This window comes from Klebsiella electrica (assembly GCF_006711645.1).
Taxonomy (GTDB): Bacteria; Pseudomonadota; Gammaproteobacteria; order Enterobacterales; family Enterobacteriaceae; genus Klebsiella; species Klebsiella electrica.
Window position 1 is genome coordinate 849132 of record NZ_CP041247.1, and the last position, 17250, is coordinate 866381.

Annotated in this window: 16 protein-coding genes; 8 read left to right on the forward strand and 8 right to left on the reverse strand. The window is 52.9% G+C overall.

What is annotated here, in order from left to right:
* Positions 1-81: 81 nt before the first annotated feature.
* The 4 genes from Electrica_RS04110 to Electrica_RS04125 all read left to right on the forward strand — a co-directional run bounded on the left by Electrica_RS04110 (position 82) and on the right by Electrica_RS04125 (position 4920).
* Positions 82-783, forward strand: coding sequence for a fimbrial biogenesis chaperone (locus Electrica_RS04110; RefSeq protein WP_100684370.1), 702 nt, complete (start codon positions 82-84; stop codon positions 781-783).
* An 11-nt stretch (positions 784-794) separates the two neighbouring features.
* The gene (locus tag Electrica_RS04115; protein ID WP_141963556.1) at positions 795-3281 is read left to right on the forward strand and encodes a fimbria/pilus outer membrane usher protein; all 2487 of its coding nucleotides are present in this window, start codon (positions 795-797) and stop codon (positions 3279-3281) included.
* The gene (locus Electrica_RS04120) at positions 3272-4255 is read left to right on the forward strand and encodes a fimbrial protein (RefSeq protein ID WP_131048640.1); all 984 of its coding nucleotides are present in this window, start codon (positions 3272-3274) and stop codon (positions 4253-4255) included. The genes Electrica_RS04115 and Electrica_RS04120 overlap by 10 nt, the downstream gene beginning before the upstream one ends.
* 77 nt (positions 4256-4332) lie before the next feature.
* Positions 4333-4920 carry a fimbrial protein gene (locus tag Electrica_RS04125; protein ID WP_407081249.1) on the forward strand — a complete coding sequence of 196 codons (588 nt, stop codon included), beginning with the start codon at positions 4333-4335 and terminating at the stop codon, positions 4918-4920.
* Positions 4921-4966: 46 nt separating this feature from the next.
* Here the strand turns inward: Electrica_RS04125 and mrkJ are convergent, their stop codons facing one another.
* The 7 genes from mrkJ to Electrica_RS04160 form a co-directional block, all read right to left on the reverse strand.
* A complete protein-coding gene (gene mrkJ, locus Electrica_RS04130) occupies positions 4967-5683 on the reverse strand; it encodes a cyclic-di-GMP phosphodiesterase MrkJ (RefSeq protein WP_141963560.1) in 717 nt (238 codons plus the stop codon).
* 147 nt (positions 5684-5830) lie between these two features.
* Positions 5831-6675 (reverse strand): IS5 family transposase gene (locus Electrica_RS04135; protein WP_141963343.1). Its coding sequence is split into 2 segments (ribosomal slippage): positions 5831-6330 and positions 6330-6675, totalling 846 coding nucleotides; the frame shifts between segments, so codons are not numbered across the junction.
* A 59-nt stretch (positions 6676-6734) separates the two neighbouring features.
* Positions 6735-7310 carry a response regulator transcription factor gene (locus Electrica_RS04140; RefSeq protein ID WP_131048643.1) on the reverse strand — a complete coding sequence of 192 codons (576 nt, stop codon included), beginning with the start codon at positions 7308-7310 and terminating at the stop codon, positions 6735-6737.
* Between the two features lie 4 nt (positions 7311-7314).
* A complete protein-coding gene (locus tag Electrica_RS04145; RefSeq protein WP_141963563.1) occupies positions 7315-8010 on the reverse strand; it encodes a flagellar brake protein in 696 nt (231 codons plus the stop codon).
* A gap of 413 nt (positions 8011-8423) precedes the next feature.
* Entirely contained in the window at positions 8424-9290 is an 867-nt protein-coding gene (locus tag Electrica_RS04150; protein WP_131048645.1) for an aldo/keto reductase family oxidoreductase, read from the reverse strand.
* Between the two features lie 116 nt (positions 9291-9406).
* A complete protein-coding gene (locus Electrica_RS04155) occupies positions 9407-10636 on the reverse strand; it encodes an amino acid permease (RefSeq protein ID WP_100684378.1) in 1230 nt (409 codons plus the stop codon).
* 133 nt (positions 10637-10769) lie between these two features.
* Entirely contained in the window at positions 10770-11231 is a 462-nt protein-coding gene (locus Electrica_RS04160) for a multidrug/biocide efflux PACE transporter (protein ID WP_141963565.1), read from the reverse strand.
* A 140-nt stretch (positions 11232-11371) separates the two neighbouring features.
* On the opposite strand from Electrica_RS04160, the gene Electrica_RS04165 reads away from it, so the two are divergent.
* The 3 genes from Electrica_RS04165 (at position 11372) to Electrica_RS04180 (ending at position 14486) form a co-directional block, all read left to right on the forward strand.
* Positions 11372-12253, forward strand: coding sequence for a LysR family transcriptional regulator (locus Electrica_RS04165; protein WP_141963568.1), 882 nt, complete (start codon positions 11372-11374; stop codon positions 12251-12253).
* A 105-nt stretch (positions 12254-12358) separates the two neighbouring features.
* Positions 12359-13537, forward strand: coding sequence for an acetyl-CoA C-acetyltransferase (locus tag Electrica_RS04170; protein ID WP_100684381.1), 1179 nt, complete (start codon positions 12359-12361; stop codon positions 13535-13537).
* Positions 13538-13790: 253 nt separating this feature from the next.
* Positions 13791-14486 (forward strand): oligogalacturonate-specific porin KdgM family protein, encoded by a 696-nt coding sequence (locus Electrica_RS04180; RefSeq protein WP_100684383.1) that lies wholly within the window; start codon positions 13791-13793, stop codon positions 14484-14486.
* A 218-nt stretch (positions 14487-14704) separates the two neighbouring features.
* Here Electrica_RS04180 and Electrica_RS04185 read toward each other — a convergent pair whose 3' ends face one another.
* Positions 14705-15880, reverse strand: a complete 1176-nt coding sequence (locus tag Electrica_RS04185; RefSeq protein WP_141963572.1) for an oligogalacturonate lyase family protein — start codon at positions 15878-15880, stop codon at positions 14705-14707.
* Between the two features lie 536 nt (positions 15881-16416).
* Between Electrica_RS04185 and kduD the strand changes: the two genes are divergently transcribed.
* Positions 16417-17178 (forward strand): 2-dehydro-3-deoxy-D-gluconate 5-dehydrogenase KduD, encoded by a 762-nt coding sequence (kduD, locus tag Electrica_RS04190; protein ID WP_100684385.1) that lies wholly within the window; start codon positions 16417-16419, stop codon positions 17176-17178.
* The last annotated feature ends 72 nt before the right edge of the window (positions 17179-17250 follow it).

Genomic DNA, 17250 nt, shown 5'->3' on the forward strand with positions numbered 1-17250 from the left:
TAAAACCGCCTTGTTCCAGGCGGTTTAAAACAATGATAAAGCGGCCATTGCTGCCGCTTATTTTTTTCTTCTGAGGTCAGCATGAAGCATATTGTCCTTTTTTTCTGTTTCATTTTTAGTTTTGCGGCCAGTGCCAATAATATTATTGTCAACGGCACCCGCTTTATTTATCCGGGAAATGAAAAAGAAATAACGGTACAGCTTTCTAATACCGCAGACCGTCCGGCGCTGGCGCAAGCCTGGCTGGATAACGGCAATGCCGATGCTACGCCGGATACGATTACCACACCGTTTATTATTACGCCCCCGATTTCACGCGTCGATGCAAAGAGCGGCCAGACTTTACGTATTAAATTGGGTAGCGCCGCTGGACTGGCGCAAAATAAAGAAACGCTGTGGTGGCTGAATCTGCTGGAAATCCCGCCGGTAGAGGCTAATAAAAAAAATGAAGGGCAGAACATTCTGCAACTGGCGATCCGTTCGCGCTTTAAGTTCATCTACCGTCCTGCCGGGCTGGGTAACCGCGACGCGGCGCCGGAGAAATTAGCGCTTTCAGCCAGCGGGAGCAGCCTGTCAATCAGCAACCCTACGCCATTTTATCTCACCGTAAGCCGTATTTCCCGCGATGGCAGTCAAGCCCTGAACAGCAAAACGGTGATGCTTGCTCCGCAGTCCAGTCAGACCGTGGCCCTCTCTTCTTCCGTGAGCCGAGGCGAGACCCTGACTATCAATAATATCAATGACTATGGCGCAGATGTGGCAGTGAAAGTAACCGTTAAATAAGGGACACTATCATGAAGCAGAGGTCTATCTGCCCGGGAAGATTAAGTACAGCGATCGCCGTGGCGCTGTTCTGCTTTCCGCCATTTTCCAGCGGACAGGAAAGCGCGGGAACGGTTTACCAGTTTAACGATGGTTTTATCGTTGGTAGCCGGGAAAAGGTCGATCTGTCTCGCTTCTCCGCCAGCGCCATTACGGAAGGGACCTATTCGCTCGATGTGTATACCAACAATGAGTGGAAAGGGCGCTATGAGCTGAATGTCACCCGCGATAAAGATGGCAACATGGGGGTCTGCTACACCCGTGACATGCTTGAGCGCTATGGCATTTCGGCAGAAAAGCTCAATCCTCAGCTCAGTCAGCAGGAAGGTTACTGTGGACGTCTGAAGGAGTGGCGTAATGAAGAAAACGTCAAAGATAACCTGATACAGTCCTCTCTGCGGCTGGAAGTTTCCGTACCGCAAATCTACGAAGATCAACGCCTGAAAAATTTTGTCAGCCCGGAATTCTGGGATAAAGGCATTGCGGCGCTCAATCTTGGCTGGATGGCGAACACCTGGACCAGCCACAGCTCAGCGGCGAACGGTTCGGATAACAGCAGCGCCTATCTCGGCATGAATGCCGGTCTGTCGTGGGATGGCTGGCTGCTCAAGCATATCGGCAACCTCAACTGGCAGCAGCAGCAGGGGAAGGCGCACTGGAACAGCAACCAGACCTATCTTCAGCGCCCGATCCCGCAAATCAACTCGATTGTCAGCGGCGGGCAGATATTTACCAACGGCGAATTCTTCGACACCATTGGCCTGCGTGGGGTCAACCTGTCAACCGATGACAACATGTTCCCGGACGGGATGCGCTCCTATGCGCCTGAAATTCGCGGCGTCGCGCAGAGCAACGCCCTGGTGACGGTGCGCCAGGGCAACAATATTATTTATCAGACCACGGTACCGCCGGGGCCTTTCACTTTGCAGGATGTTTACCCGTCCGGATACGGTAACGACCTTGAGGTTTCGGTAAAAGAGGCCGATGGATCGGTGCAGGTCTTCAGCGTGCCGTATGCGTCGGTGGCGCAGTTGCTGCGTCCCGGCATGACCCGCTATGCGCTGTCGGCCGGTAAAGTCGATGATAATTCGCTGCGCAATAAGCCTATGCTCTACCAGGCCACCTGGCAGCGTGGCCTGAGCAACATGTTTACCGGCTACACCGGCGTGACGGGTTTTGATGATTATCAGGCGTTTTTGCTGGGTACCGGGATGAATACCGGTATTGGCGCGCTGTCATTTGACATTACCCAGTCGCGGTTGAATAGCGATACCCTTGATGAAAAAGGGCAGAGCTATCGCGCCACCTTTAACCGGATGTTTACCGATACCCAGACCAGCATCGTGCTGGCGGCGTACCGCTACTCCACGAAAGGCTACTATAACCTGAACGACGCGCTGTATGCCGTCGATCAGGAGAAGAACCGCAATAGCAACTATACCCTGTGGCGGCAGAAAAACGGGATGACCTTCACCGTTAACCAGAACCTGCCGGACGGCTGGGGCGGTTTTTATCTCAGCGGCCAGATTGCAGATTACTGGAACCGTTCGGGTACCGAGAAGCAGTACCAGCTTAGCTACAACAATATGTTCGGTCGCCTCTCATGGTCAGCCAGCGCGCAGCGCGTGTATACGCCGGATAATGCCGGCCACCGGCGTGACGATCGCATCTCGCTGAACTTCAGCTATCCGCTGTGGTTTGGCGAAAACCGCACCGCCAACCTGACGTCGAATACCTCGTTTAATAACTCGCGCTTTAGCAGCTCGCAGATAGGGATCAACGGCTCGCTGGATAGTGAGAACAACCTCAACTACGGCATTTCAACTACGGCGGCGAGCGGTGGTCAGCATGATGTCGCCTTAAACGGCAGTTACCGCACGCCGTGGACCACCCTTAACGGTAGCTATAGCCAGGGCGAAGGTTACCGGCAGAGCGGGCTGGGCGCCAGCGGGACGCTGATCGCCCATCGTCATGGCGTGGTGTTCTCACCGGAGAGCGGCAACACCATGGCGCTGATTGAAGCCAAAGATGCCGCAGGCGCTATGTTGCCAGGCTCGCCGGGTACCCGCGTCGACAGCAACGGCTATGCCATCCTGCCTTATCTGCGCCCGTACCGGATTAACGCCATCGAGATCGACCCGAAGGGCAGCAAGGATGATATTGCCTTCGATCGTACCGTGGCCCAGGTAGTGCCGTGGGAAGGCAGCATCGTGAAGGTCTCGTTTGGCACCACGGTACAGAACAACATGACGATTCAGGCGCGTCAGGCGAATAACCAGCCGCTACCGTTCGCAGCCAGCATTTTTGATCCGAGCGGCAAAGAGATTGGCGTTGTCGGCCAGGGCAGCATGATGTTTATCAGCGATGCCAGCGTTCAGCGCGCGACCGTTAAGTGGAGCGGCGGACAGTGTTCGGTAAATTTAAGTCAGGCAAAAACAAAGGAAACGCTATGTCGCTGAGTAAACGACTGACACTTTTTATTGGCTTGCTGGTGCTGGGAACCACCTCTGCCTGGGCTGCCTGTACCCGTGGTCCGGCACCTACGGTTCAGCTGGATATGGCCATAGGCAGAGTGGTTGTGAATCCTGATTTAGCCGTGGGGAGCGTCATCGCCACACAAAACTGGACTATGCCTGCGGGAACTGGCGTTAACTATCGATGCTCCGGTACCACCGTTTTCAAAGCCAGCATTGTTGCTCCAGGGGTCACTGACCTGGGAAACAAAGTTTATTCCACCAATGTACCTGGCATCGGACTGCGTTTCAGTCGCGGTGGTTCAACAGTCAATATTGTCTATCCCGGTTCGTTTACGACAGGGGGGGGGAATTTTTCTCTTGAAGGGTCGCGTTTTACGCTGGAGGTCATTAAAACCGCGAGCGTCACCGGCAGCGGTACGTTGGCGGCGGGCAAATATACCTCCTATGACTGGGAATACGGTAATAACCCGATCCTGGTGACGTTTCTGAGCGCCAATGCCATAACCGTGGTTTCGCCGTCCTGTTCGGTACTCAGCGGGAAGAATATGAACGTTGATGTCGGGACCATTAAGCGCAGCGATCTGAACGGCGTCGGCACTTACGCCGGCGGCAAAAATTTTAATATTGAGCTGCAGTGCAGCGGCGGGCTAAGCGCATCCGGTTATGCCAATATCGAAGCCTCATTCTCCGGTACTCTGGCAACCGGCACTACCGTCACGCAGGGAGCGCTGTTGAACGAAAAAGCCGGTAGCTCTATTGCCAAAGGGATTGGGATCCAGGTACTGAAATCTGGCGCGCCGGTTGAGTTCAACAAAAAGTACAATATCGGTACCTTAAACAATCAGGAAACTCGCTACATCACGTTGCCTTTCTTTGCGCGTTTTTATCAGTATGCGGCGGCCACGAGCACCGGCGAGGTGGAATCGCACATGATCTTTAACCTGACGTACGATTAATTCAGGAGGCGGGCATGAAGCAATATGGATGTGGCACATATAGCCAACAATGCATCAGGCTGGCCGTTGCTGGCGCGATGCTTGCCGCTTCGTCGGCCTACGGTTTTATGACCAATTATGATAACGGACGCGTTGATTTTGTTGGCCGGGTAACGGATATCTCCTGCAGCGTCGCGCTTAACGGCGGTAATAATGACGGTAGCGGCAACGTCTGGCTGGCGCCGGTGAACCTGGCGGAAGTCCACGACCGCGGGGCCGGCGCCTTTATGAAGCCGCAGTCTTTCACGCTTGAGTTGTCGAATTGCCAGCTCCGCCACGATGGCGGCGCGGCGGATAAAAATGAGATTCGTGCGGTGAATGTGCGCTGGATTGATGGATTTACGATCAAAGCTGTCGCGAATGAAAATGCGGGCTATCTGGCGAACACGCTACCGGATGGGGCGCGAAATATCTATCTGGCGCTGTCAACGAATGATAACAATACGCTGGATAAGAGTAATAAAATTGTCCCCGCCGATCCGCAACAAAACCGCGTGCCGATTGTTGAAAAATCGGTTAATGGCGGCGTATTTACTTATTATATCGGCTACGTCACGCCGTCCCCGGAAAAGGCGACAACCGGTCCACTGACCAGCTGGGCAACCTGGGAACTGGTGTATAATTAAGCGTGCGGTATTTAGCGTATAAAAATACCGCATGACCCCGGTATTTTTATACGCTAACCTTTTCCTGAACCAGTTGTTCAATGCTGACTTCTTTCCAGTAATGACCCTGAATAGCAAACCACTCCATTCCCTGCAGCCAGTTTTTATGCGCTTCGCTCTCGACACCTTCAATAATAACATTGTGGTTATTGCGTGAGAGGAAGGTCACCAGGGCATCCATCAGCGGCCGCCCGTATTCTTTCTGCATGAGATGCCAGAATAAATCTTTGTCAATTTTGACATATTCAAAATGATATCCGCGAATAGCACTAATGCCGGCATAACCAGAACCAAAATCGTCGAGCCACAATGTGGACGTCTGCGGACCGTTCCAGCTGGCTAATGCATTATTAAGCAGGCCTTTGGCATTTTCCGTAACTTCAAAATGCACACACTTCAGATGGTTAATGTAGGCTTCGATTTGCGGCTGATGCAAAATGCCGAGAATATGATCGTCGACATTGATTGTGGCGGAGATGCCATTATCAATAAACCATGCCTGATGCTTTTCAATCAATGCCAGTTGCTCCATGAAAATACTTTCACGAAGCGCTGCATTGGCATGACGGAAGAAAAATTCAGGGGCCACAGGAATAGAGTCGAAGCGGCTTAAACATTCCACTGCAACGAGGGTGTCCTGCGGAGAGAACATTTTTTGAAAAACATAGCGAACAGAGATGTCGTCACGGGATAAGTTATGGTCAGAAAATATTTTAGCGTTCATTTTTTCGTGTCAGGAATTTTACAGAACATTACTGCAGGGTGAAAATATTATAAGTGACATACCTGCAGTTTGGAATGTTTATTAAAAGTAACCTTTCAATTAATTGTCCGGTTGTGATTGGGGTATGGTTTTTCTAGGCTGTGTCCTTTAATTGCATAATTTTTTGTAAAACAGTCTAATGCAACCCAGTTTCACCATCGCCAGATAATTCCTCGCCGTTTTGTCGTAACGCGTGGCAATGCGACGGTATTCTTTCAGACAGCCAAAACACCGCTCAACAACGTTGCGATTACGATAAGCATCACGATCAAGCTGTGAACGACCATCTGCTGCCATTTTTTCATTAGATTTCCGCGGGATAACCACTTTTATCCCTTTTCGTTTCAGCTCATTGCGAAGCGCATGTCCTGAGTAGGCTTTGTCAGCCAGCACCGCATAACCACGACGTTTCATGCTGCCGTTCTGGCGCTGAACACCAATTCCGTCCAGAAGGCGTAATGCGAACTGGCTTTCGTGAGCCTGTCCGGGACTCAGCACGATATTTAACGGGAGACCGCCTGCATCCGTCGCCATATGGATTTTGGTGCCAAAACCACCGCGAGAGCGACCCAGCCCATGATCTCCGGCGATATCGGGATGTTTTTTTGCGCGCCGGCGGCGCACCTGAGTGCCCGGATATTGCTGCCATCCAGCGCAGTAGCTGACCAGTCAACGAGGCCGTGAGCATCAAGAGAAGAAAGCAACCTGTTGAAAATAATATTAATCACACCCGACTTAGACCACCGGTTAAAGCGGTTATATACGGTTTTCCATGGGCCGTATCGTTCAGGTAAATCACGCCATGGGGCACCAGAGCACAACACCCAGAACATGCCATTGATGATCATACGATGCTCCGCCCATGGGCGTCCGGCCCGTGGTGTTGCAGGTTGAGCGGGCAGTAAAGGCTGGATGATATCCCATGCTTCATCGGGAAGGTCGTAGCGGGCCATAGTTCAATATGTTGTAGAAACAGATGGTTACTATAGCTCAGACGATTAAGGGACACAGCCTAGCATTGATACATGTCGACGATTCTATCGTGCATCGCCCGCGAGCTATGCATGCCTAGTTTTTGCATGATATGAATCCTGTGGCTGTAAACAGTTTTATGGTCAATATTCAGGAGGCTGGCAATCTTTTTGTTGTTATGGCAGGCCATGGTCAGCTCCAGCACCTGGCGTTCTCTGGCGGAGAGCTTCTTCGGCAGGGAAAAATCGCCGCCGTCAGCGCTTGCGCTGACGGCGCGATAAAAATCGTGTAACGATGTTTTTTCTGTAAGAATCATAGTGTTATCTATGGTTATTAGCTCGCTGAACAGGCTGGCGATATCGCTTCTGACCACCAGGATTACCCGGGTGCAGTGCAGAAGACACCAGCGCATATTGTTGAGCAATAACATCGTGTTGGCAGCAGAAAAGTCCTTATGAATGACGTTAAAAATAACGATCCCAGACAGGGGAGCGATTGCCCCCTGAGTGATATCCTGATAACGGAAGGTGGTAATGTCTTTATTGTTATCAACCAGATACCTATGAATTGATTGACCGATTAAATTATCATCGGTATATAAAAATATCCTGTCCAAGGGGTCAGACTCTCTTTTTTCGCTTAGCTTCCAGAATCAAATCGAGCAGCATTTTCTCTATTTTGATCTTATCTTCGCGGTGGCGGAATTTAAACTGACAGGAAACCTGGTGATAGCTTTCACTGTCTTCATCGAAGGTCATTTCAACAACATTTTTAATGGCTAAATCAATGGTGATTTCACCATACTCAGCCAGAGACAGAACTGAATTTTTGAGGATTGAATTATGCGTGAGGAACTTCAGATTCGGGCTTTTCGCCATCAGCGCGCAGCCGCCATCCGAAATATCTTTAATCTCGAAAAGATAGTTTTCGCCATTCCTGTGTCGACCACGGCAAAAAAAGTCATAACGGTTGTGCAGACGAATGCGGGGATCGCGGCGTCTTTGTACCACGTGAATGCATTCCGGTAAGGCAAAGGAGACTTTATTGCCACGCTCCGCATCGGTGTTATAACTCTTCTTTAGCGTCGAACTGAATTCAATCTTTCCTGAATCACTATGCAGGATGAATTTATATTTATGTCCGGGTGGGATCTTGCTATGAGTGACGATATGGAACTCAGCAAAATCTACCCGGGTAATCTGGGTCATGATGTTTTTGTTATTAAAGAAAATCTCTATCCCGGAGCGTTTTCTCAGTTCCTCCCTGAAAATAGCAATGATTTCATACCGACTGGTCTTTATTGTTCCCTCTGTCATGTAAAATCCTTGTTGATTTTTTATTGTGTGTAGTTAATTTTTCTTATGCCTATACCAACATTCTGATTGCATTAACCAGATGTTTTTATGAGCGTCCGATGTTATTGGCTATCTTTATCGCAAAATTGATTTGTATAAACGTCGAATCAGATATTGTTTTTCCTGTAATTAAGCGTTGAAAAAATTCCGGGGAAGGCATAAACGACAAAAGTCCCCAATAAGGAGACTTGTCAAAAGAGTATAAATCAATGCTATATATAGGGTTGTTGAGCGCAGAATAGTGCAAACATATCGCCGTTTTTAGGATATATAGTGCCAGCCGCGTTGGGCTAATTCCAGACAAATAGCTGGAGAGAAAATGGCGTCCGGCACGGACCTGCGCACAGGGAAATGCACAGGCGTGCCGATGGGGGTCAGCGCTGCAGTTTTGCTAATGTAGCGATGGCTTGCGCAGGCAGGGTTAACGCGCCTGCGGCCAGGTTCTCCTGCAGGTGCTGGAGCGAAGAGGTGCCCGGGATCAGCAGAATATTAGGCGAACGCTGCAGCAGCCAGGCGAGCGCAACCTGCATCGGCGTCGCCTCCAGCGCGGCGGCAACGTCGTTCAGCTCCTGGGCCTGCAGCGGGGTAAATCCCCCCAGCGGAAAGAAAGGGACGTAGGCAATATTTTGTGCGGCAAGTTCATCAATCAGCGCATCGTCTGCGCGACTGGCGACGTTATATTGGTTTTGCACGCAAACAACGGGCGTCATCTTTTGCGCATCGGCCACCTGTTTTGCGGTCACGTTGCTAAGGCCGATGTGGCGGATAAGGCCACGCTCTTTAAGCTCAAGCAGCGTGGTCAGCGGTGCTTCCAGCGAACCTTCTACCGGTCCGTGGGTACCAAGCATACTGCGCAGATTCACGATCTCCAGGACATCGAGTCCCAGATTACGCAGGTTATCTTCCACCGCCTGCGTGAGCTCCTCAGGCGACATCGCCGGTAGCCAGTTGCCCTTTTCATCGCGACGAGCGCTGACTTTCGTCACGATACAAAGATCGTCGGCATAAGGATGGAGCGCTTTGCGAATCAGCTGGTTAGTAATATGCGGACCGTAAAAATCGGAGGTATCAATATGATTGACTCCCGCCTCTATCGCGGCGTGCAGGACACGGATAGCGGCCTGCGGATCGGCTGGCGGGCCGAATACGCCGGGGCCGGCTAACTGCATGGCTCCGTAGCCCAGACGATAGACCTGGCGCTGACCTAATGTTCCGCTTCCGGATAATTTTACGCTGGACATGACGACTCCCCCCTGATGTGCAAACCCTAAGTGTAAACCTGGCGAAGAAGTCCGGATGGCAGGAATATTGGCAGAACGTGCGGCGGCAGTGATAACCGCCGCCGCAGAGGGGAAGATTAGCTAAAGAACATGACCGAAACGCACAGCAGTCCGACCACCAGGGTGATGAAATTACCCACTGAACGGTAGGGTTTGAGCGCGGGAATGATATAGGTCGACAGCGTCGGCATGATGAACAGGATCATGGCGATCAGCGGGCCGCTGATGGCGTAGATCATGGAAATGGCGTTCGGATTGATAAAGCAAACCATGAACGTCAGCGTCGAGACCAGCAGAATCGACATCGCGCGGTTAAAGGCGCGGCTTTTGCGAATGCCGACCTGATTGAGCGACGTTTTCACGATTTCGCTGGCGCCTTCAATCACGCCAAAATAGGTGCCGAGAAATGACTTCGACATGGCCACGACGGCGACCACGATGCCTGTTACCGACAGCCACGCCGGGGAGCCTGGCATCATCGACAGCGCGGAGAGGATGGTCACCCCTTCGTTACGTGCGTTTTCGATATAGGAGACCGGTATCGCCAGCAGGCAGCTGAAGACAAAAAACAGCACGCTGGCGCAGATGATGGTATAGGCCACTTTCATGATTTTTTTGCATTTACCCATCGCCAGCTCACCATATTTCTCCTGCTGATCGACAGCAAAAGTGGAAATGATGGGTGTATGGCTAAAAGCGAAAACCATCACAGGAATCGAGATCCAGACCTGGTGAAAGGTCTGTGAGGTCAGCTGCAACTGGCTGGTGAGATGCTCAGGCTGCCAGTCGCCGATTAAATAGAGAGACAAGAACAGGAAGCAGGCAATCAGCGGGAACACCAAAAAACCCATCACCTTAATCGTGATATGGCGACCCATCAAAAAGATCAGGTTCAACACCATGACCACGGCCAGACTTAGCATGGCGCGAACGACGGGGGTAATCGGCGTATGCCTTGCCAGCTGCTCGGCGAGCGAGTTGGTGATGGCCACGGCATAAATCAGCACCACCACGAAGAAGGCGAGGAAATAGAGCGCGGTGATCAGATTACCCACTTTCTTGCCGTAGTAATGGTTTACCGCCCCGGTGATCCCGACGCCGGGCGCAGCTTTCGCGGAGAGGATGAACTGACTCAGCGCTTTGTGCGGCCAGTAGGTTAACGGCCAGGCGACCAGCGCGGTGATAAACAGAACAATGGCGCCGGCAGACCCCAGTTGGATCGGCAAAAACAGGGTGCCAGCGCCTACGGCAGTGCCATATAAGGCAAAACTCCAAAGAGTTTCTTCTTTAGACCAAATTTTAGACATTGTGTGAATTTATCAACCGTAAGAACAAAAAAAAGGAGTGTAATTTACCACAACAATGAATGGGCCGTTGCGATACTTTCGGATGACAAATAAGGCCGGGGGCGCCGGGTATCCTCCCGGCGATGAAGAACCGTTAGCTGCGCGCCAGGATCCGCTGCTGGCGATACTTCAGTACGCGCTCGCGCAGCGTATCCCATACCCAGTTAAACAGCATGGTGTAGGGCAGGAAGAACAGCATAAAGCCGATTTCCAGCATAATCGCCTGGATCAGCGAGACCCCGAGAAGCAGCGCCACGGCGGTGATCCCGATAACAATAAACCCGGACTCGAAGCCGATGGCGTGCAGCGCGCGGACTTTCAGGGTCCGCGCCACGCGAGATACCGGCCAGAGGCGGTCAAAAGCGGCGTTGTATATCAGGTTCCATACCATCGCCAGCGTCGCGAGCAGCACGCTCAACCCACCCATTTCAAGAACCGAACGCTGCATCAGCCAGGCGGCGGTCGGGGCGAGAATTAATGTGGCGAGTCCTTCAAAACTGACCGCATGGATAATGCGCTCTGTCAGCGTCTTGCGCTGAAATGTGTTCTGTTGCATGGCTTGCTACCTCCGAAAAAGCCGTTGTTCTGACCGGTTCTTCTGCGACAGGGAGAGAACCGATTCTGAGAAATTCCTCCGCATTTTATGGATAAATATGATAAACAAAAGATAGATTCCATCGATAAAGTAGATAGTTCATGCGCTATTCTCCTGAAGCTCTCACCGCATTTGTTGAAGCCGTGGCCTGCGGGTCGTTTTCCGCCGCCGCCCGTCGGCTGCGCAAAAGCCAGTCCACCATCAGCACCGCCATTTCCAACCTTGAAGCCGATCTGGGCGTCGCGCTGTTTGACCGCACGACCCGCCATCCCACGCTGACGCCGCAGGGCGAACAGGTTCTGAGTTATGTCAAAGCGATTCTGGCGGCCAGCGATCGGCTCGATGAGCTGGCGATTTCCCTGTCTGATGAAACGGAAGCGCGCCTGACGTTTGTGCTTTCCGATACGCTGCACCCGGATGTGCTGGAGGATCTGCTGCAGCAGTTCGATAGTCGTTTTCCCCACACCGAGTTTGAGTGTCTGATAGGGGAAGATGAGGATGTCATTGACCTGTTGCAGAAGGAGCGCGCGCAGGTGGGGCTGATTGAGGCCAGGGATAGCTATCCGACGGAGATTGGTAGTACCCGCCTGCCGTTACAAACGGCGATGGCTATCTACGTGGCCCCCGCGCATCCGTTGGCGGCACAGGGGCGGGTCGCCTGGGATGAGCTGCATAGCTGGCGAGAACTACGCCTGAGCACTTTTCTGGCCAGCTCGCTCGAGCCGGCGAAAGGGCAGGTCTGGTCGGCGCCGAACTATTTACTGCTGCTCAGTATGACGGTACAGGGGCTGGGATGGTGCATTTTACCCTGCGCGCTGGTGGAGGAGTTTGCCGGTTCAGGCACGCTGGTGGCGCTGAACATTCCCGGCTGGCCGCGGGCGATTTCCGTTGATTTACTGTGGAATAAGAAGGCGCCGCCGGGGAAAGCCGGAAGCTGGCTGCGTCAGCATTTACAGTGCCAGGAACCCGCCACGCGGGGCTAATCTTTGTGATTTGTCTCACTTTTTTTAAACAATTGCGAAATTTTTTGATAACAATTCTCTACTATGTTGCTGTTTCTTTGCGCAGAGGCAGGGCAGAGGTAGAGGATGAAAGATGTCGTAATCGTTGGTGCGTTGCGCACCCCTATCGGGTGTTTTCAGGGGACGTTGTCGCGCCACTCTGCGGTAGAGTTGGGCAGTCTTGTGGTTAAGGCGCTGGTGGAACGTACCGGCATCGATCCGCAACGTGTTGATGAGGTGATCCTCGGGCAGGTACTGACCGCGGGGACCGGGCAAAACCCGGCCCGTCAATCGGCGATCCGCGGCGGGCTGCCGAATACCGTTTCCGCCATTACGATTAACGATGTCTGCGGTTCCGGACTGAAGGCGCTGCATCTGGCGACACAGGCAATCCAGTGCGGCGAAGCCGACGTGGTGATTGCCGGCGGCCAGGAAAATATGAGCCGGGCGCCGCACGTTCTCACCGATAGCCGTACCGGCGCTCAGCTGGGCAACAGCCAGTTGATTGACAGCCTGGTTCACGATGGCCTGTGGGATGCCTTCAACGACTACCACATGGGAGTCACGGCGGAAAACCTGGCGCGTGAATATGGTATCAGCCGCGAGCTGCAGGATGCCTGGGCGCTGAGTTCACAGCATAAGGCCCGGCGGGCGATTGATTCAGGGCGCTTTCGCGACGAGATTGTGCCGGTGATGACCGAGCTGAACGGGGTGCCGCGCACCGTTGATACCGATGAACAGCCGCGGGTCGATGCCAGCGCCGAAGGGCTGGCCAGCCTGCTACCCGCCTTCGATCGGCTGGGCTCGGTGACCGCGGGCAACGCGTCCAGCATCAACGACGGCGCGGCGGCGGTCATGATGATGAGCGAATCGAAAGCGCAGGAGCTGGGGCTGCCGATCCTCGCGCGGATCCGCGCTTTTGCCAGCGTCGGCGTCGATCCGGCACTGATGGGGATCGCGCCGGTACACGCGACGCGCCGCTGTCTGGAAAGGGCGGGCTGGCGGCTCGATGAGGTCGATCTTATCGAGGCCAATGAGGCATTTGCCGCCCAGGCGATTTCTGTCGGCAGAGTGCTGGAATGGGATGAGCGCCGGGTCAATGTCAACGGCGGAGCGATTGCGCTGGGCCATCCCATCGGGGCATCCGGCTGTCGTATTCTGGTTTCTCTGGTGCACGAGATGATTAAACGCGATGCCCGCAAAGGGCTGGCTACGCTCTGTATCGGCGGCGGTCAGGGCGTTGCGCTGGCGGTAGAACGCGCCTAATTCCTCTTTGCTTTACCTGCTTCTCAAGCCTCCTTGCGGAGGCTTTTTTATTGGTTTTTCTTCCCGCAGAACCGGGAAAATTCAGCGAAACAGGGGCGATAAAGGCCCTTTTTGTTGAGCGTGGTCACGTCCTGCTGTGCCATGTTTTTTGAAACAAATAATTACGATCTTGATCACTAAAACTATATTCCTTAAAAAATAAAATACAGTTTCATAAAATAGAAACATAATTTTAATTTTAAAGGGGTACCCTATGTTTGCAAGATCTCTGGCCCTTGCTACGCTCTGTGCCGCAGCCTTTTCCGCTTCCGCCGTCACGGTTGATTTGCGTCATGAATTTATTGATGGAGGTAAGACGGATAAAACCAATGCCGACCGCGTCTCGGTCTCCCATCGCTTTGCCAACGGATTCGGCTTCTCCGTTGAGGCGAAGTGGAAGTCAGGCGGCGATAATACCGCGCAGCCGTATTCAGATTTTGTCGGCAATGGCCACGAAGAGACCATTAGCTGGCAGTGGAAGGCGAATCAGAACTTCTCCGTGACGCCGGGGTTTAATATTGAGAGCAACGATAGCCGCTCAATCTACAAACCCAATCTGCGCGTCCAGTACAGCTTCGATAATGGTTTCTACGTGGCAGCCCGTTATCGCTACGACTATACCCGCTACCCGGCGAACGCCGGTAAAGAAGACGATAAAGTGAACCGTGGCGATGCGTGGGCCGGGTTTGTGATGGGCAACTGGCGTACCGAGCTGAACTATGTTTATGCCCGCAGCACCGAGGGCGTGAAGCGCAACGACAACAAGCCGTACTCCCAGGAGTACAACGTGAAGCTGGCCTATAAGCTGGACAAAAACTGGGCGCCATATGGTGAAGTGGGCAACGTGGGCGTAAATGACCGCAGCGATCGCCAGACCCGTTTCCGCGTCGGGGTGGCTTACAGCTTCTGATAAAACCCTTTTCCGTCATGACCCCGGAGCCGTCAGCCGGGGTTTTCTGTTTTTGTGGTCCGGCGGCGCTTCCTTTCGCGTTGATTGAGGTGAAAGCGTGTTTTGCCGCTCGCGTTGTTGCGAGGGCCTGCGGAGGGACGGGTCACATGCAGCAAAAAAGCCCTCCGTGTAGGAGGGCAAGGCCAGTAACAGAAACACACTCAAAAACGATACGGATGCTACGCCTGCAGCATCTCCGGGTGCGCTGGCAGTTTCGCCAGGTAGATAGCCGGTTTCCCGTCTTTGTCCGAACTGAACAAAATCGCGCTATCGTCCGGCGTAAACGAAGGATGCGGATGGGTGACCTGACGGCTATTGGCGACCGTCGCCCAGGAGGTATCATGCCGGGCAACGCGGAAGTAAGCCTGTTTCGCAACATCAAAGACGTAGAGATACGGGTCGTTATCAATGGTGTAGCCGCTGGTATCTTTGACATCCACCGGCGTACCAGAGCCATCCCCAACCAGCAGCGTACCGTCGAAATTGCTCATCAGATGCGAGCAGGCGGGCATTTGCATCAGCGCGGTATTGATGCCGGTATCCGGATCGAAACGATAAATCGTCCGTCCCTGCTGACCTTTCAGATAGGAGACATAAATCAGCGCCGAACCGTTCGGGACCCAAAACTCGTGCGTGCAGCTTTCGCCAGCGGCATGCTCTTTGACTTTCCGCACGTGGCTGCCATCTTCGTTGACCATCCACATCCGGGCGTCGACCAGGTCGTGCGGCCCTTCATGGCAGAAAGCGACGGTATTGTCATCGAACGGACGATAGATAGGATGACCCAGCCATTTTTTCTCTTGATGAATAACGCGGCTTTCGCCGCTTTGCAGGTCAACGCGCAGCAGACGGCAGCGCGGGCCTTTATGGAAGAAGTCGTGGAAAATCTGCCAGTCGTTAAGCGGCGTCCAGTCGCTTTTGGCGATCTCAATGCCGACCAGTTTGCTGCAGTCGCTGTTGGCGACCCAGGTACCGTAGCCGACCCACTCATCCGGGACGCGATAGACCTGACGTTCCTCGAGGGTGGAAAGGTTGACTTCCAGCAGCGTGCGGTCGTTTTTCACGTAATAGAGCGCGGAGTCATCCGGCGAGAGGAAGCCGCCAAAGGTATTATCACCGGCGCCTTCGGTGAGCTGTACGGCCTCGGCTGTCGCGATATTTAACAGATAGTAGTTCCAGTGGCCATCAAACTCGCCGGCGAACAGCAGGTGGCTACCGTCATTAAAAAAACACTTCTGATAGAAATAGTTACGATGACAGGTGACTTCCGGAGGGGTTAAGCGGGTGATCTCCGCGCCGGTATCCGGATCGCGACTGACTGCATAATTCAATTTTACCCGCATGCCTTTAGCCATGATGTACTCCTTTTCCTTCCCGCGATGTCGTCTGTCGGCAGGGGACGTATAGCCAGGGAAGTTGATTTAAAAGATGGGTGTTAATTTATAAAAACATTGTTTCATTTTTTGTGATGACGAACGCAGTTCACTATAAAATCTTGCACTAGATCGCGGTTTTTTTGCTCTTTCTTCCGCTTTACCGAGGCTAACTTTGTTTTCATACCTGCTTTTTGCGTTTTGTCGCCATCGTTCAAATATCAATTAATTTATTGTATTTTATCATTTTTATTTCTTTTGCTGTCTCTCTCCTGGCGATCTGTTTTGTATTTTTGCTAAACAGACCACAAAAATATGAAACGTTGTTTTAATAAAAATTGAAAACGACTTTCCCCGAGGGTAAGATGTCGACAACAGTAAAACGAAACTGTGTTTTATTTTTTAGGTGGGTCATACCCAGAGCGTTTTCCCTGGCGTAAGCAACCGTGAGGGATGCGGATCGGACAAATAGAACCTTGCCTGTGTTGTACGGGCTCTGAAAGATTAAGGAACAAAGTATGATACTCGATGCATTCTCTCTACAGGGTAAAGTGGCGGTTGTCACCGGCTGTGATACCGGGCTGGGTCAGGGTATGGCACTCGGTCTGGCCGAAGCGGGCTGCGATATTGTCGGCATTAATATTGTCGAGCCGGTAGAAACGATCGCGCGCGTCACCGCGCTGGGGCGTCGTTTCCTCAGCCTGACCGCCGATTTGCGCCAGATTGATGGTATTCCTCAACTGCTGGAGCGCGCGGTGGCCGAATTTGGCCATATCGATATTCTGGTCAACAACGCCGGTCTGATTCGCCGTCAGGATGCCCTTGAATTCAGTGAGAAGGACTGGGATGACGTGATGGATCTGAATATCAAGACCGTGTTCTTTATGTCCCAGGCGGCGGCGAAGCATTTTATTGCCCAGGGTAACGGCGGCAAGATCATTAACATCGCGTCGATGCTCTCTTTCCAGGGCGGCATTCGCGTACCGTCCTACACCGCATCAAAAAGCGGCGTGATGGGGGTGACCCGCCTGCTGGCGAACGAATGGGCGAAGTACAACATCAACGTCAACGCGATTGCACCGGGCTATATGGCAACCAACAATACCCAGCAGCTGCGCTCCGATGAACAGCGCAGCGGGGAAATTCTTGACCGCATTCCGGCAGGGCGCTGGGGTTTACCGGGCGATCTGATGGGGCCGGTGGTCTTCCTCTCCTCCCGCGCAGCGGATTACATTAACGGCTACACCGTGGCGGTCGATGGCGGTTGGCTGGCGCGCTAAGCCGGCGCGGCGACAGGCGATAAACCCTGCTTTGACGGCAGGGTTTTTTTATTGCTGGCGGCGGGCGGGCCA